Here is a 25,922-nt window from a genome sequence, read left to right as displayed (position 1 = left end):
GTGCCAAGCTACGTCTAGACGAGGCGCGCGGACGCATCACGGTGCGATGATGACGCGGCGGAGAGCTTTGTCGAGTTCCTGTCGAAAGCGCGAGCGGTCGGCCGCGGTGAACGGCTTGTTGTAGCCGCTCGATGCGCCGGTCTCGCGAAGATGCTGGTTGAACGAGCGAAAGGATAGGGCAGCACCGATGTTGTCCGGCGTGAACGGCCGCCCGTCGGGGCCGATCACCACCGCGCCTTTTTCCAACGCCCTGGACGCCAGCGGAATGTCCGCCGTGATCACCACGTCATTGGCCGTCGCTTCGTCCGCGATCCAGTCGTCGGCCGCGTCGAAGCCGCTTGAGACGCTGACGATGCGGGCGCCGGGATAACGCGAGGGTCGCATCCCGCCGTTCGACACCAGAACCACACCGGCACCGAGCCTGTCCGCGACGTCCATCACCTCGTCCTTCACCGGGCAGGCGTCGGCGTCGACGATGACACGGGCAGTCATGGCGCGCTCCCACCGGGTACAGGCATGACGGTCGCACCGAAGATCGCCTCGAAGCGACGGCGAAGGATTCCGTCCACCTCGGGCATCGAAACGACGAAGCCAAGGTCGAGAAGGCTGGTGACGCCGTAGCCGCGGATGCCGCAGGGCACGATGCCGTCGAAGTGGGAGAGTTCGGGATCGACGTTCAGGCTGATGCCGTGAAAGGTCACCCATTTTCTCACGCGGATGCCGATCGCGGCGATCTTGTCCTCGGCCGGGTCGCCGCCGGGAAGCGGCGGGCGCTCGGGGCGCCGGACCCAGACACCGACGCGGTCCTCGCGGCGTTCCCCGCGGACCTGGAACTCGGCGAGCGTCGAGATGACCCATTCCTCCAGAGCCGCGACGAAGGCGCGAATATCCTGACGACGCTGTTTCAGGTCGAGCACGACGTAGGCCACGCGCTGTCCGGGTCCATGATAGGTGAACTCGCCGCCGCGCCCGGAGCGAAAGACCGGGAAACGCGCCGCGTCGAGGAGATCGCCGTCCTGTGCGCTGGTGCCGCTCGTATAGAGCGGGGGGTGCTCCACGAGGAACACCGCCTCCGGCGCCGTGCCGTCCGCCACGAGAGCCGCGCGGTCCTCCATCAGCGCCACCGACGCTGGGTAGTCGATTCTCCCGTCGATCACGATCCACTCGACCGGAGGGCTGTCCGATCGGGCAAAAAAGCTTCCGGTGTCGAGCGCGTCGCGTGGTGTCGGGTTGTCCATGCGGCTGAGATAGCGCCGCAAAGGCCGGTGCGCAAAGGGCTTGCGCATTCCGAGCCACCGTCTTGAAAAAAGAATGCGGGCGGCGCTGCGAAAAGGCTTGTGCGCCTTCGGGGCGTTTGTTACATCGCCGCCACCGGTCGAGACAGACCGGGCCGGCCTTCGGACCGGAACACGGCGTGCGGTCGTGGCGGAATTGGTAGACGCGCAGCGTTGAGGTCGCTGTGGGGCAACCCGTGGAAGTTCGAGTCTTCTCGACCGCACCAGCCTTGCTTGATATCCCCTGACATCGATGTTCCGACTTGAGCCTTGCGGCACCGCAAGGCGGTCCGATGGCGTCGCGATTGACTTTTACGTCAATCTGGTTTGTCTCGCCTGAAGAGGGGCTGCCGGATGCGCGACTACTACACGATCACCGAACTCACGCGGGAATTCGACATCTCCACGCGCACGATTCGCTTCTACGAGGACGAGGGGCTGATCGCTCCCATCCGTCGCGGCCGCACGCGACTGTTCCGGCATTCCGACCGCCAGCTCCTGAAGATGATTCTGCGCGGCAAGCGCCTCGGCTTTTCGATCGCCGAGATCCGCGAGATCATGGGCATGTACCGCACGCCGCCGGGAGAGGCCGGCCAGCTGCGGACGATCATCCGTCGCGTCAGCGAGCGTCGCGCCGAACTGGAGCAGAAGCGTCGCGACATCGAGGATCTCCTGTCGGAGCTCGATCAGGCCGAGGAAGCCTGCCTCACGCGCATGGCCGAGCTTGGCATCTCGCCGACGAGCTGACGCCTCATGGTTCGGCCGAGAAGGAGCACTGATCGACGGTTTGTCGGACCGTCTGCTGCTTGGTCTCGTCGAGCCGCCCGGAAAGAAGGTCCGCAAGGAGATCCTGCGTCTTCAGGTTTCCCAGGACGCATCCGCAATAGCGCTGGCAGAAGCCCTCGTCGCGGGTCTGAAGACAGGTCTGCCGGCAGCTCTGGTCGAAGGCTGCGGTCGGGTCGGGTGGCGAGATCCACGCGAACGCGGCGACGAGGCCGATCGAGATTGGCTGATGGACGAGATAGAATAGAAGCGAATGCTGGCCGAGGCGTCCGAGATGGCGAGCCGGTCCGAAGCGCCCATTCAGCCGTCGCAAGCGGGGCCAGACGTCGAAGCGTTCCGCCATTTGGGCCAGCGTGATCCCGACCAGCACGGGGGCCAGCCAAGGGATCACCGGCACGAAGTCGTTGGAGATCGGAGGGTGCTCCGACAGCCCGATCCAAGCCAGCCAGCGCGGGTCGGTCACCGGCGTCGAGACGACGAGCGGCAGGGCGACGAGGACGGCGGCGAGCGCGAGATTCACGGCGAAGGGAACGCGAAGCGCCGGAAGGCCGATCACGCTCGCGACGGCGATCAGGTGGAGGATGCCGAAAAAGACGAAAGAGTCGGGCGTGAACGCGTAGGTCGCGAGCGAAATGACCGCAGCGCCCGCAACGATCTGCGCCAGGCGCTTTCGAAATGACGGCCAGCGCACCTCGTTGCGATTGGCGAGAAAGAGGCTGAGACCGACCAGCACGAGGAAGCTGATCGCGATCGATCGAGCGAAGATGCGCCAGCCGCCGACCTGCGCATAGCCCGGCGGAAGGTAGCCGAAGAATTCGAGGTCCCAGGTGAAGTGGTAGGCCAGCATGGCGAGGAGCGCGACCCCGCGCAGGACATCGAGGAGTTCGACGCGCGAGCCGAAGCGGCTGGCCTGGGATGCGATCATAGGCTGGTCCTCTGGTCCTGACGGCATCTCGCCTATCTGAAAACCCTCTTGATGGCGACCGCCGAGGTCGCCGCAGCAACTGCAGCGGGACGGGCGGATACCATGCACATCATCGAAGCCAACGGCGCCCGCATTCCTGCGATCGGGCTCGGCACCTATCGTCTCGAAGGCGAAACCTGCGTCGAAATGGTCGGCCAGGCGATCGACGTCGGCTACCGGCATCTCGACACGGCGCGCATGTACGGCAACGAAGCCAAGGTCGGCGAGGGCGTTCGCGCCAGTGGCATCGGTCGCAACGAGCTCTTCGTCACGACCAAGGTTTGGACCGACGATCTCGCGCCGGCGGACTTCAGGCGATCGGCGGAGGCGGCGGTGCGCGCGCTCGATATCGGCGCGGTGGACCTTCTCTTGATCCATTGGCCGAACGCCGCGATTCCGCTGGAGGGTACGATCGACGCACTTAATAAAGCGCACGAGGATGGCCTGACCCGGCACATCGGGGTGGCCAATTTCGATTCGGCACTGCTCGATCGCGCGGCCCAACTCAGTCGGCAACCGCTGGTCTGCAATCAGGTCGAGTATCACCCGCGCCTGTCGCAGGAGAAGGTGCATGCGGCCTGCCAGCGCCTCGGCATGGCGATGATGGCCTACTCACCGATCGGGCAGGGCAAGGATCTACTGACGGACCCTGCGGTCGCCGACATGGCGAAGCACTACGGCAAGACGCCAGCGCAGGTTGTGCTGCGTTGGGAGATCGAGCAACCGATGGTCGGGGCCATTCCCCGCACGTCGAAGCCAGAGCGACTGGCCGAGAACCTTGACGTCTTCGACTTCGAACTTCAGGACGAAGACCGTCGCCGCCTGCACGAGATGTCGCGCGCCCGCCAGCGTCTGGTGAACCCGTCCTTTGCGCCGCGCTGGGACGATCGCTGACGCCAAAGCGCCCTTCGCCGTGCGGGACGCGGCGGCGACCCATGCCACGAGACGATCTGATCCATGTTCTTCGCCGCGTCCAAAATCGTCTGGTTTCTCGTCCAGCCGCTCGTGATCATTCTCTTGGTCGGGGCGGCCGGCATCCTCACCTTTCTCCTGAAGATGCCGCGCCTCGGGCTCGGTCTGGTCGGGACGTCGTTTTTCATCCTTGCGATCGTCAGCCTAACGCCGCTCGGGCTCCTGATGCTGAGCGTCCTCGAGAACCGCTTTCCGAAGCCGCAGCTACCGGAAGACATTGCCGGCATCGTGGTTCTCGGTGGATCGTTCGATACCCGCATCGGACGCACGAGGGGCGAACTGGAACTCAACGACGCAGCCGACCGCATCACGACGACGATGGCACTTGCGCGCAAATATCCTCAAGCGCGCGTCGTTTTCAGCGGCGGCGCAGCGGCCATGCTGGAAGAGGACATCACCGAATCGTCGATGGCCGAGGAACTGTTTGCGGCGCTAGGCTTGCCACCGCAGCGACTCGAACTCGAGGACCGCTCGCGGAACACCGTGGAGAATGCGATCTTCACCCGTGAGATTGCCCAACCGAAGCCGGGGGAAACCTGGCTTCTCGTCACGTCGGCCGCGCACATGCCGCGCTCCGTCGGATGCTTCCGCGTCGCGGGCTTCGACGTGCTGCCTTATCCGACCGACTACCAGACGCCGTCCGGGACCTCGCTTTATCGCCCATCCGCGACGACGGTTCGAAACCTCGAGAAGGTGCATTTCGCGATCCGGGAGTATCTCGGCCTCGCCGTCTACCGGATGACGGGGAAGACCGACGCCCTGTTTCCCGCACCGCGGGCTTGAGCGTCAGGCGCGATCCGGCAGCGATAGACGGTAGATGCCCTTCAGGTCGGCCGGCGCGACCGGGCGGCCCTTGCGCTTGATGACGACCAGTCCGTCGTCCGAAAGCGCGCTCGCTGCTTGGCGTATGGGCTGCATGAGAAGGCGCCAGCGCTTCTCGTCGGACCCCGCGAGATTGCGGGCGATCTCGGACGGGCAGACGGTCTTGCCCACTCCGCGCTCGTGGACCGCGCGCAAGATTTCCTCGCGCAGCGCTGACTGGTCGTGGCGGTCGGGCATCAGGAATCTCGCAGCGACACGTTGGCATCGGAAAAGAACTGGCGATGTCCGAGGATCAGGATCACCAGAACGGTGGTGCCGACCAGCACCAGCGGTCCGACGAACCAGCCGAGATAGGCCAGCCCGAAGAAGATGCCGCGCAGGCCCGCGTTGAAGTGCCGCGCCGCAATGCGGTTCATCGTGAGGGCACGCCGGACGGCGGCTTCGGCAGCCTCCGGATCGGCGTCCGCTTCCTGCCGCATCGGGATCGCGCCGATCAGGATCGAGCAGTAGTTGAAGAGCCGGTAGGACCAGCCGAACTTGAAGAAGGCATAGGCGAAGATGGTGACGAGGCCCAGCAGCTTCGCCTCCACCAGAGCCCGGTCGAACCGCCCCTCCAGAGGCAGGTCGGTGACGATCAGCGCGATCTGCTCGGCCGAGCCAATCAGCGCGAAGCAGCCGCCGATCGCAAAGATGCAGGCCGAGGCGAAGAAGCCCGTCCCTTGTTGGAGCCCTGTCATGATCGCCGTGTCGATCATGCGAAGATCGCGCTTCAGGAGGGTCTGCATCCAGACCTCCCGCTGCCGGTTCATCTGCCGGCTGAGCCCGTGCCGGGCGAAGACCGGAAATTCGACCACGAAGGAATAGGCGACCCAGCCTCCGAGAAAGGCGAGGAAGGCGATGAGGTCGGGGAGATCGAAGATGTCGGCGATGCGCATAGCGGCTCGAAACAACGACGGGACGGGCTTCGACGGTCGGTGCCGCGGCGCCGATCCGTCACATCGGCGCTTGCCTTGACGACGCCCGAAGGCGCGAGCAAACAGCGCGCATGCCGCTCCATATGATCAAGCTTTGCGTGGGTGTCGACAGCGTCGAGGATCTCGAGGCCCATGTGCGCACCCGCCTGTCCGCCGGACCGGGCGCCGAACAGACGCATGTCACCCGCGTGATGCCGAAGCGCGCCGACGAGATGGTCGGCGCCGGTTCGCTCTTCTGGGTGATCAAGGGACAGGTTCAGGTGCGACAGCCGATCCTGCGCTTCGACGCGATTCGCACCGAGGACGGGATCGAGCGCTGCCGGATCGTGCTGAAGCCGGACTTCATCCGCACGTGGCCATTGCCCAAGCGCCCGTTTCAAGGGTGGCGCTATCTGACGGCCGAGGATGCGCCCGCCGATCTAGGCGATGCGGCGGATCTTGCCGAACTCCCTTCCGCGCTCCGCCGCGAACTGGCCGAACTCGGCCTTCTCTGAGTCTCAGCGGCCGAACGCGATCCGGACGGCCGGGTTGCCGGACGCCGAGCGCACGACGAGACGCGTGTTGGAGCGCGGCTGCGAGGCCCGCCAGGCACGCGCGCCGTGGCACAGAAGCATACCCACCAGATCCTTGGCACGCATCCGCGAGCGGCCATCGCGGTAGTCGGTCAGCCGTGCAGCCGCCTGCTGCAGCGGGTGCAGCCCGATCACGGTCGACTTCTGCTCGGCGGTCGGCAGGAGGGCGCTTTCGGTTTCGAACGACATGACAACCTCGGTTACGCTCTGAAAACTGCAGGCGAAGGGGGACCGCTCGGAGCCCGGAGGCTCCGCGTGACGCACGGCGGCTAGGGTGGAGTGGTCGCGGGCGATCAGTTCGCCGCGATGGCGTAGCAGGCGTAGGCCTTGCTTTTCAGCACGTCGCAGGCAGCGTTGGCGGCCGCCTTGTCGGCGAAACCGGAGAAGCGGGCGCGGTAGAGGGTCTGCGAGCCGCTGGCGACGGCCTGCGTGAACGCCTGGGCGCCGATGAGGGCCGAGCCGGCGCGCTGCTTGGCTTCCGCCAGGATGTCGTAGGCGGTGGCTTCGGCAGGGGTCGCGGCGATCTGGACGACCCAGCCCGAGACGGCGTCGCGGCTGGAGGTCGGCACGACCGTCGCTGCGGAGGCCTGGCTGATGACGTTCGGGATCGACGCGCGGGGCACGGGGGCCGCGGCGAGTGCAGTGGCCACGTTCGGCGCGGCACGATCGTTGGCCTCGAGCGCTTCCCGGATCGCGTCGCGGCCGACCACCGAGCGGCGCTCGGGCGCCGTGATCGCGTTCATCGCACCGGTGGCGTTGGAGCCATAGGCCTCGGCGACGCGCTGGTTGATGTTGGACGTGCGGCGTGTCGGCACCGGCACGGCGCTCGGAAGCATCGCTTCCGCGACGGTCTCGGCATGGGCGGTGACGGCCGGGCCGCGAGCGCTCGGGTTGTAGGCCGCGATCAGGGCCGTCGATGCACGGGTGCTGACCTGCGGGAGGTACTGCTTCACCAGCTCGGCCATATGGTCGTCCCGCGAGCGAGCCGTGCGACCGCCCATCACCACGGCGACGAGCTTGCGGTCGCCGCGAACGACGGAGGTAACGAGATTGAAGCCGGACTTGTTGATGAAGCCGGTCTTGATGCCGTCGACGCCCTCGACGCGGCCGAGGAGCCGGTTGTGGTTGCCGATGGTCTGGCCGCGGAACTTGAAGCTGCGTGTGCTGAAGTACTTGTAATACTGCGGGAAATGCTCGCGGAGCGCGATGCCGAGCGTCGCCATGTCGCGTGCCGTCGTCATCTGCGCGTCGTTCGGCAGGCCGTTGGCGTTCTGGAACGTGGTCCGGGACATGCCGAGCTTGCGCGCCTTGGCAGTCATCATCTCGGCAAAACGGCTTTCCGTGCCGCCGAGGAATTCGCCGATAACGACCGAGGCATCGTTCGCCGAGCGCGTCACGAGACCCATGATGCCTTCCTCGACCGAGAGCGTCGAGCCGGTCTTCAATCCGAGCTTGGAAGGCGGACGGGCTGCCGCGTAGGCCGACACCTTCATCGGCGTCGACAGCGTCGCGCGGCCGCTCTCCAGCGCGTCGAAGAGCATGTAGAGCGTCATCATCTTGGTGAGGGAGGCGGGGTAACGGCGGTCGTCCGCGCTTCGCGAGAAGAGCACTTTGCCATTGTTCGCGTCGATCACGATCGCCGAGTAGCGTTCCGGAGATTCCTGAGCCTGCGCCGGGACGATCGCGAGAACCGCACCGCCGATCAGGGTGGCCGCCATCAAACAGTGGGACATGCGCTTCGCTGCGGCGGTGATCGTCGACATGGACAGCGGCATGGGCGGCACTCTCGTGTTCGTGTGTCGAGATGCTGCCCCCGGTCGCGACGCCAAGCGCCTGTCCAGGTCCTAAAGACTGTGTCTTCGCGATCTCTTCTTGAGGGAAAGATACGCAGGGCGGTCTTACCAATCCGTTTATGGTTGCCGGAACCTTGTGATCGGTTTGTGGCATTCGCCTCGAATTGTCGTGATCGACCTCGTCGCCAAACAGTAGGTATCGCGGCGCACCATCCCCTTGCAGGAATTTGTGCAGTGCAATATATGGCACCCGAAGACGGTGTTGGACGCTGCCCGCCGTCACCCAACCATGCAAGGGAGAGTTCGATGAACGCATACACCGACGCCAACAAGGTTGGTAAGGACAACATGGACAACGCGCTCCGCTCCATGTCGGCCATGACCAAGGGCTTCCAGCAGATCGCCGCCGAGGCGACCGAGTACACCAAGAAGTCCTACGAGCAGTCCGCGCAGATGCTGGAGCGTCTCGCCCAGGTCCGCACGCTCGACAAGGCGATCGAGGTCCAGTCCGAGTACGCCCGTTCGGCCTACGAGGCCTGGGTGTCGCAGGCGACCAAGATGGGCGAGATCTACCAGGACATCGCGCGCGAGGCCTATCGCCCGCTCGAGTCCTCGGCCCAGCAGAACCAGCAGTTCGCACAGAACATGGCGAACCAGGCCGCCAACCATACGAACTGATCCGGTCTCGCGATCGGGACCGTCCCTCCGGGGATGCATCCTGGAAAGGCTCGGCTCCCGCCGGGCCTTTTTTCGTTGCGTGGCGTCCGGTCGTAGCCGCACTGTCCCGGCTGGACCGGCGATTCCAGATGCGACACCCGGCGTGGCGGCCGGCTTAGGCGGAACGAAATTTTGCCGCATCCTGAGGGCGTCTTAAATTGTCGATCGGCGCACATACATATCGAGCGATGGCGAACGTGAACTCCTTGAACGAACGGGCGGCTCCGCATGGGGCCCGAATGATGGCGACCCGGTCGCAAGGGCCGGACGACGATCGTCCGAACGGGCCCGATCGCGGCACCTCCGTAATCACCCGGACCAAGCCCAAGACCAAGAAGCCGAGCCTTTACAGGGTCCTGCTTCTGAACGACGATTACACGCCGATGGAGTTCGTCATCCACGTCCTCGAACGCTTCTTCCAGAAGGACCGGGAGGCGGCCACGCGCATCATGCTCCACGTGCACCAGCACGGGGTGGGTGAGTGCGGGGTCTACACCTACGAAGTGGCCGAGACGAAGGTGACCCAAGTGATGGATTTCGCACGCCAGCACCAGCATCCGCTTCAGTGCGTGATGGAAAAGAATTGAGGTGAAGCTTGCCGACATTTTCGCAAAGCCTGGAGAAATCTCTCCATCAGGCGCTCACCTTCGCCAACGAACGGCACCAGGAATTCGCGACGCTGGAGCACCTGCTCCTCGCGCTGCTTGAAGACAAGGATGCCTCCGCGGTCATGCGGGGGTGCAGCGTCGACATCGACGTCCTGCGTTCGTCGCTGACGGAGTATATCGACACCGAACTCGCCAACCTCGTGACGGGGCATGACGAGGATTCCAAGCCGACAGCCGGGTTCCATCGGGTGATCCAGCGTGCGGTGATCCACGTCCAGTCGTCGGGCCGCGAGGAAGTGACAGGCGCCAACGTGCTCGTCGCCATCTTCGCCGAACGCGAGAGCCATGCGGCCTTCTTCCTGCAGGAGCAGGAGATGACCCGCTACGACGCCGTGAACTTCCTTTCCCATGGGATCTCGAAGCGTCCGGGCGGCTCGGAAAGCCGTACCGTGCGCGGAGCGGAGGACGAGCAGTCTGTCATGGGCAACGAGGAGGAAGGACGCCGCAAGACCGCCCAGGACGCGCTCACCGCGTACTGCGTCAATCTCAACGAGAAGGCCAAGACCGGCCGGATCGACCCGCTGATAGGCCGTGCGAGCGAGATCAACCGGACGATCCAGGTCCTGTGCCGCCGCTCGAAGAACAACCCGCTTTATGTCGGTGATCCCGGCGTCGGCAAGACGGCGATTGCCGAGGGGCTCGCCAAGCGCATCGTCGAGGGCGACGTGCCGGAGGTGCTGGCGGACGCCACGATCTTCTCGCTCGACATGGGGACGCTGCTCGCCGGCACGCGCTATCGGGGCGACTTCGAGGAGCGCCTGAAGCAGGTCGTGAAGGAACTCGAGGAGTATCCGGGCGCGGTCCTGTTCATCGACGAGATCCACACCGTGATCGGCGCCGGCGCGACGTCGGGCGGGGCAATGGATGCATCGAATCTTCTGAAGCCGGCCCTCTCGTCGGGTGCGATCCGCTGCATCGGGTCCACCACCTACAAGGAGTATCGCCAGTTCTTCGAGAAGGACCGGGCACTGGTCCGCCGCTTCCAGAAGATCGACGTCGCCGAGCCGACGATCGAGGACGCGATCGCGATCCTCAAGGGCCTCAAGCCCTATTTCGAGGACTTCCACCACGTGAAGTTCTCGAACGATGCGATCAAGTCGGCGGTCGAGCTGTCGGCGCGCTACATCAACGACCGCAAGCTGCCGGACAAGGCGATCGACGTGATCGACGAGACGGGTGCGTCGCAGATGCTGCTGCCCGAGGCGAAGCGGAAGAAGAGCATCGGCGTCAAGGAGATTGAGGCGACTGTCGCAACGATGGCCCGCATCCCGCCGAAGTCGGTGTCGAAGGACGACGAGGAGGTTCTGTCGAACCTTTCCGAGCAGCTGAAGCGCGTCGTCTATGGCCAGAACGCGGCGATCGAGAACCTGACGACCGCGATCAAGCTGGCGCGCGCCGGCCTTCGCGAACCGGAGAAGCCGATCGGCTCCTACCTTTTCTCGGGCCCGACCGGCGTCGGCAAGACCGAGGTCGCCAAGCAGCTTGCGTCTGCGCTCGGCATCGAGCTCCTGCGCTTCGACATGTCGGAGTACATGGAGCGGCATACCGTCTCGCGGCTGATCGGCGCGCCTCCGGGCTATGTCGGTTTCGACCAGGGCGGTCTCCTGACCGACGGCGTCGACCAGCATCCGCATTGCGTGCTGCTGCTCGACGAGATCGAGAAGGCGCACCCCGACCTGTTCAACATCCTCCTGCAGGTGATGGATCACGGGAAGCTGACGGATCATAACGGCAAGCGGATCGACTTCCGCAATGTGATCCTGATCATGACGACCAACGCCGGCGCATCCGAGTCGCAGCGCGCAGCGATCGGCTTCGGTTCGAGCAAGCGGACCGGCGACGACGTGGAGGCGATCAATCGCCTGTTCACGCCGGAGTTCCGCAACCGTCTCGACGCGATCATCCCGTTCGGCGCGCTGCCGACGCCGGTGATCCACGAGGTGGTTCAGAAGTTCGTCATGCAGCTGGAAGCCCAGCTCTCCGAGCGCGGCGTGACCTTCGATCTCGATCAGGAGGCGATCGCCTGGCTGGCGGACAAGGGCTACGACGAGCACATGGGCGCGCGTCCGCTTGGCCGCGTGATCCAGGAATACGTCAAGAAGCCGCTGGCCGACGAGGTCCTGTTCGGCAAGCTGAAGCGTGGCGGCACCGTCAAGGTGACGGTGGTCGATGGCGAGGACGGCCGCAAGCTGCACCTCGAATCGATCCCCGAGGAAACCTACGCCAAGCCCAGGAAGGCCGACGAGGCGCGAGGCAAGGTCCGCGTCGGACCGGACGGCGAGGAGATCGAGGACGAGCCGACGTCCTTCGACGAAGACGAGCCGGAGGATGACGCGCCGGACGTCCAGCCGGCGAAGGAACCCGCAGCCGCCAGAGAAAAGGCGGAAAAGCGGGCAGGGGCGGTTCCGAAGGTTCCCAGAAAGCCCGCCGAATGATCTAGAAGAGGCCGCTCCCCGGAGCGGCCTTTTTTGGCTCGATGCACAGGCGGGCGAGCAAGCACATGACAGAACCGATCGAGGCGCCGGCCGACCCCGCCTCCCGATGGATCCTTCTCGGCATGAGGCAGGTGCTGAGCGCGCCGGCCCTGATTCTCGTGGTTGCCCACCTCGGGTTTGCGGGCCTCGCGCGCGAGGCCGGCGTCACGTGGACCGAGGCGGCCTTCATGGTCGCGACGATCTGGGCCTTGCCTGCCAACCTGATTCTGCTCGGCGCGGTCACGGCGGGCTTGTCGCTGGCCGCGACGGCGCTGGCGGTCGGCCTCTCCTCATTGCGGATGATGCCGATGGTGATCGCGCTCCTACCGGATCTTCGCGGTCCCGGGACGAGACGCTCGACGCTCCTGTTCCTGTCCCACTTCGTCGCGGTGACGGCCTGGGTGGTGGCTCTGGACAAGCTGCCGGGTGTCCCCCGCGCCCATCGCACGCATTTCTTCGGCGGATTCGCGATCACGCTCACAGCGGTCAACACCACGGCGGTCGCCTTCGCCTTCAACCTGATGGGCCAACTGCCGGCCCTTGCGACCGGAGCGCTGGCGTTCTTCACGCCCGTCTACTTCCTGACCTCGCTTTACGGATCGGCGCGCGAACTGTCCGGGCGCCTCGCGCTTCTGACCGGTCTTCTTGCCATTCCGCTGGCGCACTGGCTGACGCCCGGTTTCGATATCCTCGTCGCCGGCGTCGTCGGCGGTGTAGTCGCCTATGCGATCGGGCGCTGGAAGGCGGCGTCGGGGAGCGTGGAATGAATGCGCTGACCTACGACGGGATCGACGCCGCCTGGTGGCCCTACGTCTTCATTCTGCTGGCGGGATGGCTGCCGACCGATGTCTGGCGCTGGCTGGGCGTCCTGTCGGCCGGCCGGCTCGACGAGCGATCACCGGCCGTGGCGTTGGCGAGGACGATTGCGACATCACTCGTGGCGGCGGTCATCGGCCGGCTTGTGCTCGTCCCCGGCGGCTCGCTCGAGGCGATCCCGCTGCCGATCCGGATCGCCGCGCTCGCGACCGGGTTCGCCGCCTATTTCTGGCTGGGGCGCCAAACCCTCGTCGCCATCCTGTTCGCCGAGGTCGTTCTCTTCGGCGTGCCATGGGCGCTCGGGATGCTCTGAAGCGTCAGGCGAGCGCGGCGCGGATCGCTTCGGCGTGCTCGCGCAGTTCGGCAGGGTCCGCCATGCCGCCGGCATGACGCTTGAGCGGTACACCCTCGTAATGCGGCACGACGTGGAAATGCAGGTGGAACACCGTCTGGCCGCCGGCTTCCTCGTTGAACTGGTTGATCACCACGCCGTCAGCGTCGAAGGCGGCCTTGGCGGCTCGGGCAAGGCGCGCGAGTTCCGGCAGCGCCTTCGCCAGCGTCGTGTCGTCCGCGTCGAGGAGGTTGCGGGAGGGCGCCTTCGGCAGCAGCAGGCAATGGCCTTTCGACTGCGGCATCACGTCCATGATCGCCACGAAATCGTCGGTCTCGAAGATCTTCGCGGCCGGAATTTCGCCGCGCAGGATCTTGGCGAAGATGTTGCCGTCGTCGTAGCCGCTCATGCAGTCCGTCCCAAGTTGATGCCGATTCTGACGGACCCGATCTAGCGTCGATGGCCCCGGCGCGTCTACTCGACCTCGCCTCGACGAAAGGGCGTGGCGGCCGCGAGTTCCGGCTGCGCGAGGAGAACATGCCGACGCTCACGTTCGAGGTAGTCCTCGATGGCCGAACGCAGGCCGGGATGCGCGATGTCGTGCGCCGAGTGGGTGATCACCGGTTCGTAGCCGCGCGCGAGCTTGTGCTCGCCCTGCGCGCCTGCCTCGACGATCGAGAGCTTGTGCTCGATCGCGTAGTCGATGGCCTGGTGGTAGCAGACCTCGAAATGCAGGAACGGGTGGTCTTCGGTGCAGCCCCAATAGCGACCGAAGATGCGGTCACCGCCGACGAAGTTGAGCGCCCCGGCGATGTAGCGCCCCTCGCGCCGGGCCATGACGAGGACAATTGCTTCCGCCATCCGCTCGGTGACGAGCCGGAAGAAGGCGCGGTTGAGATAGGGCCGGCCCCACTTGCGGCTTCCCGTATCCATGTAGAAGGCGAAGAAGGCGTCGAGCGCCTCCTCGCTGATGTCCGAGCCCGACAGACGCTCGATCGTGATGCCGGCGGCCAGCGCTTCGCGGCGCTCCTTGCGCAGACCCTTGCGCTTGCGCGAGGCCAATGTATCGAGGAAGTCGTCGTAGCTGGCGTAGCCGCGATTGACGAAGTGGAACTGCTGGTCGGTGCGGTGCAGGAAACCGGCTTGCAGCATCGGCTCCAGGTCTGCGTCCTGAAGGAAGGTCGCGTGCGCCGACGAGACGCCCGTCTGCCGGACATAGCCGGAGATGGCCGAGACCATCGCGCCGCGCAGCACGGTCGCCTCGGCGCCATGCCCGACGAGCAGGCGAGGTCCGGTCGCAGGTGTAAAGGGAACGCTGATCTGAAGCTTCGGATAATAGCGTCCGCCCGCGCGCTCGAATGCGTCCGCCCAGCCGTGGTCGAAAACGTACTCGCCCTGACTATGCCCTTTAAGATAGGCGGGCACGGCGGCGAGAAGCTGTCCGTCGGAATCCTCCAGCAGGAGGTGCTGCGGAAGCCATCCGGTGCGCCCGCCGACGCTGCCCGAATCCTCCAGCGACGACAGGAACGCGTGCCGCGTGAAGGGATGCGGAAACGCGTCCTTCGTGCCGCCGGGATCGGCCAGCGCGTCCCAGGCGGCCGGCTCGATGTCCTTCAGGCCCTCCGCCACCCGCACGATGAAGTCCGCCCCGTCGTCGCCGGAAGGTTCATCGATCATGCGGGTCTGTCCTGCTCTGTATCGACGCTAGGGCGTGAAGCCCTCGAACGTCATCTGATCGGCGTGGGCTTCGGTCTGCGCGACATCGGCCGGGGTGCGGACGGTCCAAGTGATGACAGGCGCGCCTCGATTCTCCCGAACCCACGTCACGAATGCGTTGGGAAGATGGTGGACGTTATAGGACACAAAGGCGCAGCGTCTCTCGAACACGGCACGATGTCGCGCCAGAACGTCGGCGCGCGTGCCCTCCGCCGTAAGGCCCACCGGAGCGCCGATCCCGTCGGTCTGGTCGAGCAGCCATTCGTCGAAGGACATCAGCGCCAGCGGCCCACGGTAACCTTCGATGACGGGCGCCACGTCCGCCATGAACCCGGCGTCGGTCGCGGCATCGATCCCCTTGGCCTCGACGACGAGCGGAACGCGTCCATCCACGAGTTCCAGAAGCGCGGCGAGCGTCGGCGGAGCCTCCTCAGTGTCGAAGAGGCGGAGATCGGCGACCTCGGCGGGCGATAGCGCGTCGATCGTCCCCGTCCGGCCGGTCAGCCGTTCGAGATCGTGGTCGTGGAAGACGACGGGAACGCCATCGCGCGTGCGGTGGATGTCGCACTCGATCGCGTAGCCGCCATCGATGGCGGCGCGGAACGCCGCCATCGAGTTCTCCGGGATGCCCCGCGCCTTGTCGTGCAGGCCGCGATGGGCGATCGGGCGGGCCGTCAGCCAGCCGAGGTCGGATGCCGCGCCGCTCATCGGATCACGCGATCTCGAACATCGCCTCGATTTCCACCGCCGCATCCATCGGCAGCGCGGGCACGCCGACCGCCGAGCGGGCATGGCGACCGCGCTCGCCGAGGATTTCGGCGAGGAAGTCGGAGGCGCCGTTGGCGACCTTGTGCTGCTCGGTGAACTCCGGCGCGCTCGCCACGAAGACCGTCAGCTTCAGGAGGCGCCCGATCGTCTCCAGATCGCCGAGCGCGGCCTTTGCCTGCGCCAGAATGTTGATCGCGCAGAGCCGCGCCGCGCGCTGGCCGTCCTCGAGCGATACGCCCCCGCCGAGCTTGCCGGTCACGGCGACCTTGCCGCCTTCCATGGGAAGCTGGCCGGACGTCTGCAGGATCGAGCCGAAACGGACGAACGAGACGTAGTTGGCAGCGGGCGCCGCAGCGTCCGGTACGGTCACGCCGGCGGCGGCGAGGCGGTCTGCGATCGATTCGGTCATGATCCACTCCGGATGGGAATTTGCGCCGCACACGGCTATCAGGTTTTATCGGCCGGTTCGATCGTCGAACCCATGAGCCTTCATGATGGGATGCACGCGCCTTGAAGCAATACGGCATGGCCCTTTCGGCGATCGTCCTGGCCTTCGTCCCAAGCGGCGCCGCCGGCGCTGCGGATCTCCAGCCGCACGAGGCGGTCTACGACCTGGCGCTGGCGTCCCAGACGTCCAACTTCAACAGCGTCGACGGGCGCATCGCCCTGCAGCTGAAGCCGGACGCCTGCGACGCGCTCTCGCTGGATTACCGGTTCGTCGCCAGGTTCCACGAGGATGACGAACTGACGGTGACCGACCAGCAGACGCTGGCGAAGGAGACGCGCGACGGCAAGCGCTACGAGTTCCGCACCCGGACAGTCGTCGACGGGGTGGAGCAGGGGATCGTCGAAGGCGTCGCGACCAACGGGGTCGATGCGACGGCGGTGTCCTACACCTCGCCGGTCAAGCGCGAGACCGAGCTGCCTCTATCGGTATTCCCTCTCGGCCATACCGCCAAGCTCATCGATCGCGCGCTCGCCGGAGAGCGAATGGTCCAGGCCAATCTCTTCGACGGCGACGACGACGCCGACAAGCATCTGACCACGACCTCGCTGATCCTCCCCGCAAGGAAGGACGAGGTGCCGGCCAAGCCCGAGGTCGCCAAGATGCTGGACGGCCTGCGATCCTGGAACGTGACGGAATCCTATTACAACAGCGACAGCGACGGGGACGGCCTGCCGATCTTCGAGACGAGCTATCGTCTCTACGAGAACGGTGTCACCGACCGGCTGAAACTGGACTTCGGCGACTACACGCTGGAAGGTGGACTGGCGCGCCTGAACTTCTACGACCGTCCGGCGGGGTGCCCGGCGAACTGACGCCGCGCGAGGGTTCCACTTGCCGGGGCGGCGCATATGGTGTATGCGCGCCGACATTCCACACACGGAAGTTGGGCATCTGAAGAGCGAAAGCTCTTTCTTCCCTCCGGTGGCGGCCGCCGGCCGCTTCTTTCCGTGGAGGCATAAACCGGTCAAGGAAAACGATCATGGCTCTGCCAGACTACTCCATGCGCCAGCTGCTCGAGGCGGGCGTTCACTTCGGTCACCAGACCCACCGTTGGAACCCGAAGATGGCCCCGTTCATCTTCGGCGCGCGCAACAACATCCACATCATCGACCTCGCGCAGACGGTGCCGATGCTGCATCGTGCCCTGCAGGCGGTGTCGGACACCGTCGCCAAGGGCGGCCGCGTCCTCTTCGTCGGCACCAAGCGCCAGGCTTCCGAGATCATCGCCGACGCCGCCAACCGCTCGGCCCAGTACTACGTCAACGCCCGCTGGCTCGGCGGCATGCTGACGAACTGGAAGACCATCTCCAATTCGATCCAGCGCCTGCGCAAGCTGGACGAGCTCCTGGCGGGCGAAGCCCACGGCTTCACCAAGAAGGAGCGCCTCACCTTGCAGCGCGAGCGCGACAAGCTCGACCGCGCGCTGGGCGGCATCAAGGACATGGGCGGCGTGCCGGACATGATCTTCATCATCGACACCAACAAGGAAGCGATCGCGATCGACGAGGCCAAGCGTCTCGGCATCCCGGTCGTCGCCATCGTCGATTCGAACTGCGATCCTTCCCGCATCGACTACCCGATCCCGGGCAATGACGACGCGGCTCGCGCCATCTCGCTCTACTGCGACCTGATCGCCCGTTCGGCGGTCGATGGTATCGCCCGTCAGCAGGGCTCCATGGGCGTCGATCTCGGCGCGATGGAAGAGGCGCCGATGGAAGAGACGCTCGACGAGCCCGAGGCGGCTTCCGAGGAGCAGGCTGCTTCGGCCGCCTGATCCGACCCACCATCGTTGTGACGGCGTCACCGCGCCGTCACAGGACTGGCGCACTCCTTCCCGAAGAAGCCGTGCGCCGTTTCTTTTTCTGATAGAGGCCAATTCATGACGATCTCCGCTTCGATGGTGAAGGAACTGCGCGAGAAGACCGGCGCAGGCATGATGGACTGCAAGGCCGCCCTGGCCGAGACCAACGGAGACATGGAGGCCGCGATCGACTGGCTGCGCGCCAAGGGCATCGCCAAGGCCGACAAGAAGTCGAGCCGCACGGCCGCCGAGGGCCTCGTGGGCGTCGCCAGCGGCGACAACAGCGCGGTCGTCGTCGAGGTGAACTCCGAGACCGACTTCGTGGCCCGCAACGACGCCTTCCAGGCGCTCGTGCGCAACGTCGCGCAGGCGGCCCTCGGCACCGACGGTACGGCCGACGCCACGGGCGCCGCGACCCTCGCCGACACCGGCAAGAGCGTCGTCGACTCGATCAAGGACGCCGTCGCCACGATCGGCGAGAATATGAACCTGCGCCGCTCGGCCAAGCTCACGGTCTCCAACGGCGTGGTCGCGACCTACATCCACAACCAGGTCGCCGAGGGTCTCGGCAAGCTGGGCGTGCTGGTCGCCATCGAGTCGACCGGCGACAAGGCCGCGCTGACCGCCTTCGGCCGTCAGGTCGCCATGCACGTCGCCGCGACCAACCCGCTGGCGCTGACCGACGCCGAGGTCGACCCGGCCACCGCCGAGCGCGAGAAGGCGATCTTCTCGGAGCAAGCGCGCGAGTCCGGGAAGCCGGAAGCGATCATCGAGAAGATGGTCGAGGGCCGCATGCGCAAGTTCTACGAGGAGGTCGTCCTCCTCAAGCAGAACTTCGTCATCAACCCCGACCTGACGGTCGAGAAGGCCCTCGAAGCCGGCGCCAAGGACTTCGGCGCCCCGGCCAAGATCGTCGGCTTCGTGCGCTTCGCCCTCGGCGAGGGCATCGAGCGCGAGCAGAGCGACTTCGCGGCGGAAGTCGCGGCGGCTGCCGGCAAGAAGTAAGCGTTTCCTAAGCTTTCTTCCTTCATGGAACTGGGAAAGGGCGTCCGCTTGAGAAGCGGGCGCCCTTCCTGTATCGCAGGCCGGCATCATCCGAAGGACATTCCATGGCGATCCGTTTCACGCGCGTTCTTCTGAAGGTTTCCGGCGAAGCGCTGATGGGCGGGCAGGGGTTCGGCATCGATGTCGCGGTGGCCGATCGCATCGCCGCCGACATCAAGGAAGCCCGCGATCTGGGCGTCGAGATTTCGGTCGTCATCGGCGGCGGCAACATCTTTCGCGGCGTCGCCGTCGCGTCGAAGGGTGGCGACCGGGTGACCGGCGACCACATGGGCATGCTGGCGACCGTCATCAACGCGATGGCCCTGCGCACGTCGCTGACGAAACTCGGTGTCGACGCGATCGTGCTGTCGGCCATCGCCATGCCGGAACTGTGCGAAAGCTTCTCGCAGCGCGCCGCTCTGGCCCATGCCAGCGCCGGGCGCGTCGTGATCTTCGCTGGCGGCACGGGCAACCCGTTCTTCACCACCGACTCCGCCGCAGCGCTGCGCGCCGCCGAGATGGGCGCGACCGCGCTCTTCAAGGGCACGCAGGTCGACGGGATCTACAGCGCCGACCCGAAGCTCGTGCCCGACGCCACCCGCTTCGACCAGTTGACCCACGACGAGGTGCTGTCGAAGGGTCTTGCCGTCATGGATGTGACGGCTGTCGCATTGGCGCGCGAGAACCATATTCCGATCGTCGTGTTCTCGCTCCACGAAAAGGGCGAGTTCGCGCGCATTCTCACCGGTGGCGGACGCTCGACCATCGTCACCGACTAATCCGCCCAGACAAGACGAAGACCAGCAGAAAGGAACCGCAATGGCCGCTCCCGACCTCAACGAACTGAAGCGCCGCATGGATGGCGCGATCACCTCGTTCAAGGGCGATCTCGCGGGCCTTCGCACCGGCCGCGCGTCGGCGAACCTTCTGGATCCGATCGTCGTGCAGGCCTACGGCTCGTCCATGCCGCTGACGCAGGTCGCCAATGTGTCGGTCCCGGAGCCGCGCATGGTGTCCGTCTCCGTGTGGGACAAATCGATGGTCGGTGCGGTCGAACGTGCGATCCGCGAGTCCAGCCTCGGCCTCAACCCGATCACCGACGGCACCACGCTGCGCATCCCGCTGCCCGAGCTGAACGAGCAGCGCCGCAAGGAGCTGGTCAAGGTCGCGCATACCTATGGCGAGAACGCCCGCGTGGCGGCCCGTCACGTGCGTCGCGATGGTATGGACACGCTGAAGAAGTCCGAGAAGGACGGCGATACCAGCCAGGACGACAGCCGCGTCATCGCCGAAAAGATCCAGAAGATGACCGACGAGACCATCGTCGAGATCGACAAGGCGCTTTCGGTGAAGGAAGCGGAAATCATGCAGGTCTAGGCTGTCCGGATTCGGCGGCGGCGGATTCAGGACAGGCGGAGACGATGGCTGATCAGGTGCGGCATCCCAGGCATGTCGCCATCATCATGGACGGAAATGGCCGCTGGGCGAAGGCTCGCGGCCTGCCGCGAACCATGGGACACAGGCGCGGCGTGGAAGCCGTCCGCCAAGCCGTCCGCACGGCCCGCGAGATGGGCATCGAGTATCTGACCCTGTTCGCCTTCTCTTCGGAGAACTGGAAGCGACCGCAGGAAGAGGTGGGCGAGATTCTGCGCCTCCTTAAGTTCTTCATCCGCCGCGACCTCGCCGAGCTTCACCGCGAAGGCGTGCGCGTGCGCGTCATCGGCGAGCGGGACAACCTGCCGCCCGACGTGCGAGGACTCCTCGAGGAAGCCGAGGAACTGACGGTCGGCAATGACCGCAACACGCTGCTCGTCGCCTTCAACTACGGCGCGCGGGACGAGATCGCCCGCGCCATGCGCCGTATCGCCGAGAAGCTCGTCGCCGGCGAGACGACGGTTGAAGCGGTGACGCCCGAGCTTCTGGATGCGCATCTCGATACGGCCGGAATCCCCGACCCCGACCTTATCATCCGCACGAGCGGCGAACTGCGCCTGTCGAACTTCCTGCTCTGGCAGGCGGCCTATTCCGAGTTCGCGTTCCTGCCCTGCTACTGGCCGGATTTCGACGAGGCGATCTTCTCGGAGACCGTGCGTGAATATTCCTTGAGGGATCGCCGCTTCGGCGGCCTCTCGCAAGAGATCGCGTCCTGACGCGATGGGATTGGGCCTCGGACGACTCGTCGCCAACGCGACCTGGACCGACCTCAAATCTCGGCTGATCTCCGCGCTGATCCTCGGCATCGCGATCCTGCTTCTGACCTTCGCCGGTGGCGCGGCGTTCCGGATCCTGTGCGTCGCGACCTGCATCATCGTCTTCGACGAATGGATGCGGATGACGCGCGGCAAGCGCGCCGGCGACATCTATCTCTTCGCGCGCCGCGCGCTGTTCGTCAGTCTGGTCGCGTTCTTCTTCGGTTTCCATGCCATCGCCGTCGGGATCGTGGTCCTCTCGATCGGGTTCATCGCGCTGGTCGACCGGGGCGAGCGAAAGGCCGACTGGGTGATGACGGGCCTCGGCTACGCGGCCCTCGCCGGACTGGCGCCCGGGCTGCTGCGCGACGATGGCGCCGAGGGGCTCGCGGTTCTCGGCCTGATCATCTGCGTCGTCTGGGCGACCGACGTCTTCGCCTACTTCACCGGCCGCATGGTCGGCGGCCCGAAGCTGCTGCCGATGGTGTCCCCGAAGAAGACGATCTCCGGCGCTCTCGGCGGCCTTGCGGCCGGCGTCGGGTTCGGCGCCCTCTATTCGTACTGGCTGGTCGGATCGGTCGGCGGGCTGGTCATCGTGCTCAGCGTCATCCTTTCGATCGTCGGGCAGGCGGGCGATCTCTACGAGTCCTGGGTCAAGCGCCGTTTCGGGGTCAAGGACTCCGGCCGTCTGATTCCCGGTCACGGTGGCCTGATGGACCGGATCGACGCGCTCATCTTCGCGGCGGGTGCCGCCTGGGTGTTCGGGATGCTGGTCGCGGGCGCAGAACATCCCGCAAGAGCCATATTCCGTCTCTAGATCCATCGTGATCCCGCAAGGCATGGCGTTGCCCGCAGATGCGGTGATACGGACAGTTGCGTGCATTCCGGTGCGCCGACGTCAATTCGGCGCGTGCAGCATGCGCATTTCCCCGACGAGGCGCATCCGGTCGCCCCGGGAACGACGTTAGGTGAATGGAATGGGCCTCGAAGGCTGGTGGACGACGATCTGGGACACGGCGCTGATCCGGATCGTCCCCTTCCTGTTCGTGCTGACCGTGATCGTCTTCTTCCATGAACTCGGCCACTATCTCGTGGGCCGCTGGTCGGGCATCCGCATCCTTGCGTTCTCCGTCGGCTTCGGCCCGGAGATCGTCGGCTTCAACGACCGGCGCGGCACCCGCTGGAAACTCTGCGCCATCCCGCTCGGCGGCTACGTCAAGTTCTTCGGCGACGAGAATGCCGCCAGCGTTCCCGACCATGCAGCGCTTGGCCGGATGAGCGAGGAGGAGCGGGGCGGGGCATTCCATACCGCCAGCGTCGGACGGCGGGCCGCGACCGTTGCCGCCGGGCCGATCGCAAACTTCATTTTGGCGATCGCGATCTTCGCGCTCACGGCATTCTCCACAGGTATCGTCGTGGGTGATCCGGTGGTGTCCGAAGTGCGGCCGGGCTCCCCGGCGCAATCTGCAGGCCTTCAGCCGGGCGATCGCATCGTAAGCGCGGACGGTGAGGCGATCGAGTATTTCGGCGACCTCCAGCGCTATGTTTCGACACGAGCCGGCCTGCCCGTGCAGCTCGGAATCGACCGCGCCGGACAGGTGATCGCGCTGACCGTGACACCTCAGGAACAGGCGCAGACGGACGGCTTCGGCAACGAGTTCAAGACGGCCGTCATCGGCGTCGTCGCCAATGCCGAGCAAAGCGGCTTCCGCACTAGGGAACTCGGGCCGCTCGAGTCGTTGCGCTATGGCGTTTCCCAGACTTGGTTCGTGACCGAGCAGACCGTCTCGTTTATCGGTGGCATCTTCAAGGGTTCGCAGTCGAGCGACCAGATCGGTGGTCCGATCCGCATCGCGCAGGTCTCCAGCCAGGTTGCGACGCTCGGCATCGCCCCGCTCCTCAACCTCGCGGCGCTTCTTTCGGTTTCGATCGGCCTTCTGAACCTGCTGCCGATCCCGATGCTCGATGGGGGCCATCTCATGTTCTACGCGGCTGAAGCCGTACGCGGGAGACCGCTCAGCGAGCGTGTTCAGGAGTTCGGCTTCAGGATAGGCCTCGCACTGGTGCTGATGCTTATGGTATTCGCATTCTGGAACGACCTATCCAGCCTTGGCTGAGGTCGATTTGGGGACATTCGAGGGGGTTTGCGGTTCGTTAACCATAACGGTGGCCGGCGTGGCGACCGTGCAACGGTTTTGTGATTCCTAAACGGAATCCGTCCAGTTTGGTTGAACGGCTCCGTAAAGCCGATAGAAACGCACGGGCATGCCGAGTCTAGCACTCGTGCCATCGGCGGAATGAGAAAAGGTAGTAGCCCTATGCAGGCTGGATCGAAGCTTTTGAACGCCCTGTCGGCGGCGGCTCTTTCGTCCACGGTTCTGGCAGCTTCGGTCATCACCCTTGAGCTGGGGACCATGTCCCAAGCTTTCGCCGCCGTGGTCAACCGGATCGAGGTGCGCGGCAATCAGCGCGTGGATGCCGAGACCGTGCGCAACGTTGCGCAGATCCGGGCAGGCCAGAACGTCTCGGACGCCGACGTCGACGCCGCCGTGACGCGCCTCTTCGGCACAGGCCTTTTCTCGGATGTTCGCGCTCGCCAGTCCGGCGGCTCCCTGATCATCGAGGTCGACGAGAACCAGATCGTCGGCGAGGTGATCTTCCAGGGCAACAACAAGATCAAGAACGAGCAGCTGGCCGCGACGGTCCAGACCGCAACTCGCGAGCCGTACAACGCCTCCACGGCCCAGGCCGACGTCGAGGCGATCCGCGCTGCTTACACCCGCATCGGACGTTCCGACGCGGTCGTCTCTGTTCGCACGGTTCCGGCCGAGGGCAATCGCGTCAACGTCGTCTACGACATCCAGGAAGGCGACCGCACCCGCGTCGAGAGCATCAACTTCGTCGGCAACAACGCTTTCGGCGACGGTCGGCTGAAGGAAGTGATCTCGCTGCGCGAGTCGGGCATCTTCAGCTTCCTGCAGCGCAACGACATCTACGACGAGGACCGCCTGCGCGCCGACGAGGAGGCGCTGCGTCGCTTCTACTTCAATCGCGGCTATGCGGACTTCCGCATCGTGTCGTCTGTCGCAGAACTCGACGCCGCGAAGAACCAGTACTTCATCACCATCACGGTGGATGAGGGCGAGCGCTACGCCTACGGCAACATCAACATCGATTCGACCGTTCCCGGCATCGATGGCGAGACGCTCCGTGGCGAGCTGAAGACCAAGACCGGCGATGTCTACAGCGCCGAGCAGATCGAGGAGTCGCTCGTCTCCTTGACCAACGCCGTCGCGAACCGGGGCTACGCGTTCGCGCAGGTCACCCCGCGCGGCAATCGCGACTTCGCCAACAACACGATCTCGATCGACTACGTCATCGACCAGGGTCCGCGCGCCTATGTCGAGCGCATCGAGGTGCGCGGCAACACGAAGACCCGTGACTACGTTATCCGCCGCGAGTTCGACGTGTCAGAAGGCGACGCCTTCAATCAGGTTCTCGTGCAGCGCGCCAAGAAGCGCCTCGAGGGCCTGCGCTTCTTCAAGACCGTCAACGTCTCGACCGCACCCGGCAGCCAGCCCGACCGTGTCGTCGTGATCGTGCAGGTCGACGAGCAGTCGACGGGCGAGTTCTCGGTGGGCGGCGGCTACACGACCGGCGGCGAGAACGCCGGTCCGGTGGCCGAAGTCAGCATCACCGAGCGCAACTTCCTCGGTCGCGGCCAGTTCGTGAAGGTTTCGGCCGGTTTCGGCGAGGAGACGCGCAGCTACAACCTGTCGTTCACCGAGCCCTATTTCCTCGGTCGCCGCCTCGCGGCCGGCTTTGATATCTACCGCACCGAAAACTCGTCCTCGACGGCCTACGACATCACGCGCACGGGCGGTTCGCTGCGTCTGGCGGCGCCGATCACCGAGGATCTCACGGCGCAGATCGCCTACAACTACAAGGAAGAGACGTTCGGCGACAAGCAGGGCATCGCTCTGCGCGACGCGAACGGTTTCCCGCTCGTGATCAACGGGGTCCAGCAGTTCTCGACCTGCGCCAACTCTGTCGTCGCACCGCTCTACACGCTGTCGCCGATCATCAACCAGGCGATTTGCGATAGCCCGTACACCACCTCTTCGATCTCCTACGCGCTGACCTACAACACGCTCGACAATCAGCAGGACCCGCGTGACGGTCTGTTCGCGCAGGTCGGTCAGGAAGTCGCCGGTCTCGGTGGCGATGCGCAGTTCATCCGCACCACGGCGCGGGCGTCCTGGTTCAGCCTTCTGTCGGAAGAGTACGACGTGATCGGTCAGCTGAGCGGTGGCGGCGGCAATGTCGCGTCGCTCGGGGATGATCTGCGTGTGTTCGATAACTTCTTCAAGGGGCAGGACATCGTCCGCGGCTTCAAGTATCAGGGCCTCGGCCCGCGCCAGAACGGCGTGGCGATTGGCGGCACGAACTACGTGAATGCCTCGGCGGAAGCGACCTTCCCGCTCCCGCTGGTCTCGCGCGATTTCGGCTTCCGCGGTGCGGCCTTCGCGGATGCCGGTTCGCTCTGGGGCGTCGACAACGTCGAAAACCAGTTCGGCATCCAGGGCGACGACTTCGCTCTGCGCGCCTCCGCCGGTGTCGGCCTCATCTGGGCGTCGCCGTTCGGACCGCTGCGCGTCAACTACGCCGTGCCGTTGGCGAAGGAAGATTACGACCGCACGCAGGAGTTCTCGTTCGGCTTCTCGTCGCGCTTCTGA

General features: G+C 65.5%; 29 protein-coding genes and 1 tRNA gene. 19 read left to right on the top strand and 11 right to left on the bottom strand.

What is annotated here, in order from left to right; translation table 11 throughout:
- Positions 1–36 precede the first annotated feature (36 nt).
- Both ACLNGM_RS16370 and lipB read right to left on the bottom strand, forming a co-directional pair.
- Positions 37–492, bottom strand: a complete 456-nt coding sequence (locus tag ACLNGM_RS16370) for a YaiI/YqxD family protein (RefSeq protein WP_416355747.1) — start codon at positions 490–492, stop codon at positions 37–39.
- Entirely contained in the window at positions 489–1,238 is a 750-nt protein-coding gene (gene lipB, locus ACLNGM_RS16365) for a lipoyl(octanoyl) transferase LipB (protein WP_416358472.1), read from the bottom strand. Before lipB ends, ACLNGM_RS16370 begins: the two co-directional genes overlap by 4 nt.
- Positions 1,239–1,416: 178 nt before the next feature.
- On the opposite strand from lipB, the gene ACLNGM_RS16360 reads away from it, so the two are divergent.
- Positions 1,417–1,501, top strand: a tRNA-Leu gene (locus tag ACLNGM_RS16360).
- Positions 1,502–1,628: 127 nt separating this feature from the next.
- A complete protein-coding gene (locus tag ACLNGM_RS16355; RefSeq protein WP_055885566.1) occupies positions 1,629–2,021 on the top strand; it encodes a MerR family transcriptional regulator in 393 nt (130 codons plus the stop codon).
- A 4-nt stretch (positions 2,022–2,025) separates the two neighbouring features.
- On the opposite strand, the gene ACLNGM_RS16350 is transcribed toward ACLNGM_RS16355, so the two are convergent.
- Positions 2,026–2,982 (bottom strand): heparan-alpha-glucosaminide N-acetyltransferase, encoded by a 957-nt coding sequence (locus ACLNGM_RS16350; RefSeq protein ID WP_416355746.1) that lies wholly within the window; start codon positions 2,980–2,982, stop codon positions 2,026–2,028.
- A 102-nt stretch (positions 2,983–3,084) separates the two neighbouring features.
- Between ACLNGM_RS16350 and ACLNGM_RS16345 the strand changes: the two genes are divergently transcribed.
- Positions 3,085–3,915 carry an aldo/keto reductase gene (locus tag ACLNGM_RS16345; protein ID WP_416355745.1) on the top strand — a complete coding sequence of 277 codons (831 nt, stop codon included), beginning with the start codon at positions 3,085–3,087 and terminating at the stop codon, positions 3,913–3,915.
- A 63-nt stretch (positions 3,916–3,978) separates the two neighbouring features.
- Positions 3,979–4,776, top strand: a complete 798-nt coding sequence (locus tag ACLNGM_RS16340; RefSeq protein WP_416355744.1) for a YdcF family protein — start codon at positions 3,979–3,981, stop codon at positions 4,774–4,776.
- Between the two features lie 3 nt (positions 4,777–4,779).
- On the opposite strand, the gene ACLNGM_RS16335 is transcribed toward ACLNGM_RS16340, so the two are convergent.
- Both ACLNGM_RS16335 and ACLNGM_RS16330 read right to left on the bottom strand, forming a co-directional pair.
- Complete coding sequence (locus ACLNGM_RS16335; RefSeq protein WP_416355743.1) at positions 4,780–5,052, bottom strand: DUF3253 domain-containing protein; 273 nt, start codon at positions 5,050–5,052, stop codon at positions 4,780–4,782.
- The gene (locus ACLNGM_RS16330) at positions 5,052–5,750 is read right to left on the bottom strand and encodes a DUF599 domain-containing protein (protein ID WP_416355742.1); all 699 of its coding nucleotides are present in this window, start codon (positions 5,748–5,750) and stop codon (positions 5,052–5,054) included. Before ACLNGM_RS16330 ends, ACLNGM_RS16335 begins: the two co-directional genes overlap by 1 nt.
- Before the next feature lie 110 nt (positions 5,751–5,860).
- On the opposite strand from ACLNGM_RS16330, the gene ACLNGM_RS16325 reads away from it, so the two are divergent.
- Complete coding sequence (locus ACLNGM_RS16325; protein ID WP_416355741.1) at positions 5,861–6,283, top strand: DUF1489 family protein; 423 nt, start codon at positions 5,861–5,863, stop codon at positions 6,281–6,283.
- A 3-nt stretch (positions 6,284–6,286) separates the two neighbouring features.
- Here ACLNGM_RS16325 and ACLNGM_RS16320 read toward each other — a convergent pair whose 3' ends face one another.
- Together ACLNGM_RS16320 and ACLNGM_RS16315 are read right to left on the bottom strand one after the other, a co-directional pair.
- A complete protein-coding gene (locus ACLNGM_RS16320; protein ID WP_175526874.1) occupies positions 6,287–6,550 on the bottom strand; it encodes a hypothetical protein in 264 nt (87 codons plus the stop codon).
- A 104-nt stretch (positions 6,551–6,654) separates the two neighbouring features.
- Entirely contained in the window at positions 6,655–8,136 is a 1,482-nt protein-coding gene (locus tag ACLNGM_RS16315; protein WP_416355740.1) for a serine hydrolase, read from the bottom strand.
- A 324-nt stretch (positions 8,137–8,460) separates the two neighbouring features.
- Between ACLNGM_RS16315 and ACLNGM_RS16310 the strand changes: the two genes are divergently transcribed.
- From ACLNGM_RS16310 to ACLNGM_RS16290, 5 genes are all read left to right on the top strand, one after another.
- Positions 8,461–8,832, top strand: a complete 372-nt coding sequence (locus tag ACLNGM_RS16310) for a phasin family protein (RefSeq protein WP_090964465.1) — start codon at positions 8,461–8,463, stop codon at positions 8,830–8,832.
- Positions 8,833–9,110: 278 nt separating this feature from the next.
- Positions 9,111–9,458, top strand: coding sequence for an ATP-dependent Clp protease adapter ClpS (gene clpS, locus ACLNGM_RS16305; protein WP_416355739.1), 348 nt, complete (start codon positions 9,111–9,113; stop codon positions 9,456–9,458).
- Positions 9,459–9,466: 8 nt separating this feature from the next.
- Positions 9,467–11,974, top strand: a complete 2,508-nt coding sequence (clpA, locus tag ACLNGM_RS16300) for an ATP-dependent Clp protease ATP-binding subunit ClpA (RefSeq protein ID WP_416355738.1) — start codon at positions 9,467–9,469, stop codon at positions 11,972–11,974.
- 65 nt (positions 11,975–12,039) lie between these two features.
- Positions 12,040–12,780, top strand: a complete 741-nt coding sequence (locus tag ACLNGM_RS16295) for an AzlC family ABC transporter permease (protein WP_416355737.1) — start codon at positions 12,040–12,042, stop codon at positions 12,778–12,780.
- The gene (locus ACLNGM_RS16290) at positions 12,777–13,142 is read left to right on the top strand and encodes an AzlD domain-containing protein (protein ID WP_416355736.1); all 366 of its coding nucleotides are present in this window, start codon (positions 12,777–12,779) and stop codon (positions 13,140–13,142) included. The genes ACLNGM_RS16295 and ACLNGM_RS16290 overlap by 4 nt, the downstream gene beginning before the upstream one ends.
- 4 nt (positions 13,143–13,146) lie before the next feature.
- Here ACLNGM_RS16290 and ACLNGM_RS16285 read toward each other — a convergent pair whose 3' ends face one another.
- From ACLNGM_RS16285 to ACLNGM_RS16270, 4 genes are all read right to left on the bottom strand, one after another.
- A complete protein-coding gene (locus ACLNGM_RS16285) occupies positions 13,147–13,569 on the bottom strand; it encodes an HIT family protein (protein ID WP_416355735.1) in 423 nt (140 codons plus the stop codon).
- A 65-nt stretch (positions 13,570–13,634) separates the two neighbouring features.
- A complete protein-coding gene (locus ACLNGM_RS16280) occupies positions 13,635–14,837 on the bottom strand; it encodes a GNAT family N-acetyltransferase (RefSeq protein WP_416355734.1) in 1,203 nt (400 codons plus the stop codon).
- Positions 14,838–14,864: 27 nt separating this feature from the next.
- Entirely contained in the window at positions 14,865–15,584 is a 720-nt protein-coding gene (locus ACLNGM_RS16275; RefSeq protein WP_416355733.1) for a glycerophosphodiester phosphodiesterase family protein, read from the bottom strand.
- Positions 15,585–15,588: 4 nt separating this feature from the next.
- Entirely contained in the window at positions 15,589–16,053 is a 465-nt protein-coding gene (locus ACLNGM_RS16270) for a RidA family protein (protein ID WP_090964481.1), read from the bottom strand.
- 101 nt (positions 16,054–16,154) lie between these two features.
- Between ACLNGM_RS16270 and ACLNGM_RS16265 the strand changes: the two genes are divergently transcribed.
- The 9 genes from ACLNGM_RS16265 (at position 16,155) to bamA (ending at position 25,922) form a co-directional block, all read left to right on the top strand.
- The gene (locus tag ACLNGM_RS16265; RefSeq protein WP_416355732.1) at positions 16,155–16,964 is read left to right on the top strand and encodes an EipB family protein; all 810 of its coding nucleotides are present in this window, start codon (positions 16,155–16,157) and stop codon (positions 16,962–16,964) included.
- A 167-nt stretch (positions 16,965–17,131) separates the two neighbouring features.
- Complete coding sequence (gene rpsB, locus ACLNGM_RS16260; protein ID WP_090964485.1) at positions 17,132–17,926, top strand: 30S ribosomal protein S2; 795 nt, start codon at positions 17,132–17,134, stop codon at positions 17,924–17,926.
- A 105-nt stretch (positions 17,927–18,031) separates the two neighbouring features.
- Positions 18,032–18,958, top strand: coding sequence for a translation elongation factor Ts (gene tsf / locus ACLNGM_RS16255; protein WP_090964487.1), 927 nt, complete (start codon positions 18,032–18,034; stop codon positions 18,956–18,958).
- A gap of 104 nt (positions 18,959–19,062) precedes the next feature.
- Positions 19,063–19,776 (top strand): UMP kinase, encoded by a 714-nt coding sequence (gene pyrH / locus ACLNGM_RS16250; RefSeq protein WP_055885615.1) that lies wholly within the window; start codon positions 19,063–19,065, stop codon positions 19,774–19,776.
- Positions 19,777–19,816: 40 nt separating this feature from the next.
- Positions 19,817–20,374: a ribosome recycling factor gene (gene frr / locus ACLNGM_RS16245; RefSeq protein ID WP_055885618.1), complete on the top strand. Its 558-nt coding sequence runs from the start codon at positions 19,817–19,819 to the stop codon at positions 20,372–20,374.
- A gap of 44 nt (positions 20,375–20,418) precedes the next feature.
- Positions 20,419–21,147, top strand: coding sequence for an isoprenyl transferase (locus ACLNGM_RS16240; RefSeq protein WP_416355731.1), 729 nt, complete (start codon positions 20,419–20,421; stop codon positions 21,145–21,147).
- 4 nt (positions 21,148–21,151) lie between these two features.
- Positions 21,152–22,003, top strand: coding sequence for a phosphatidate cytidylyltransferase (locus ACLNGM_RS16235; RefSeq protein ID WP_416355730.1), 852 nt, complete (start codon positions 21,152–21,154; stop codon positions 22,001–22,003).
- A 160-nt stretch (positions 22,004–22,163) separates the two neighbouring features.
- A complete protein-coding gene (gene rseP, locus ACLNGM_RS16230; protein WP_416355729.1) occupies positions 22,164–23,303 on the top strand; it encodes an RIP metalloprotease RseP in 1,140 nt (379 codons plus the stop codon).
- A gap of 201 nt (positions 23,304–23,504) precedes the next feature.
- Positions 23,505–25,922: an outer membrane protein assembly factor BamA gene (bamA, locus tag ACLNGM_RS16225; protein ID WP_416358471.1), complete on the top strand. Its 2,418-nt coding sequence runs from the start codon at positions 23,505–23,507 to the stop codon at positions 25,920–25,922.

Source organism: Aureimonas phyllosphaerae (genome assembly GCF_047943035.1).
Taxonomy (GTDB): domain Bacteria; phylum Pseudomonadota; class Alphaproteobacteria; order Rhizobiales; family Rhizobiaceae; genus Aureimonas; species Aureimonas phyllosphaerae.
The sequence above is the reverse complement of the archived record's forward strand: the minus strand, read 5'-3'. Positions and strand labels throughout refer to the sequence as shown.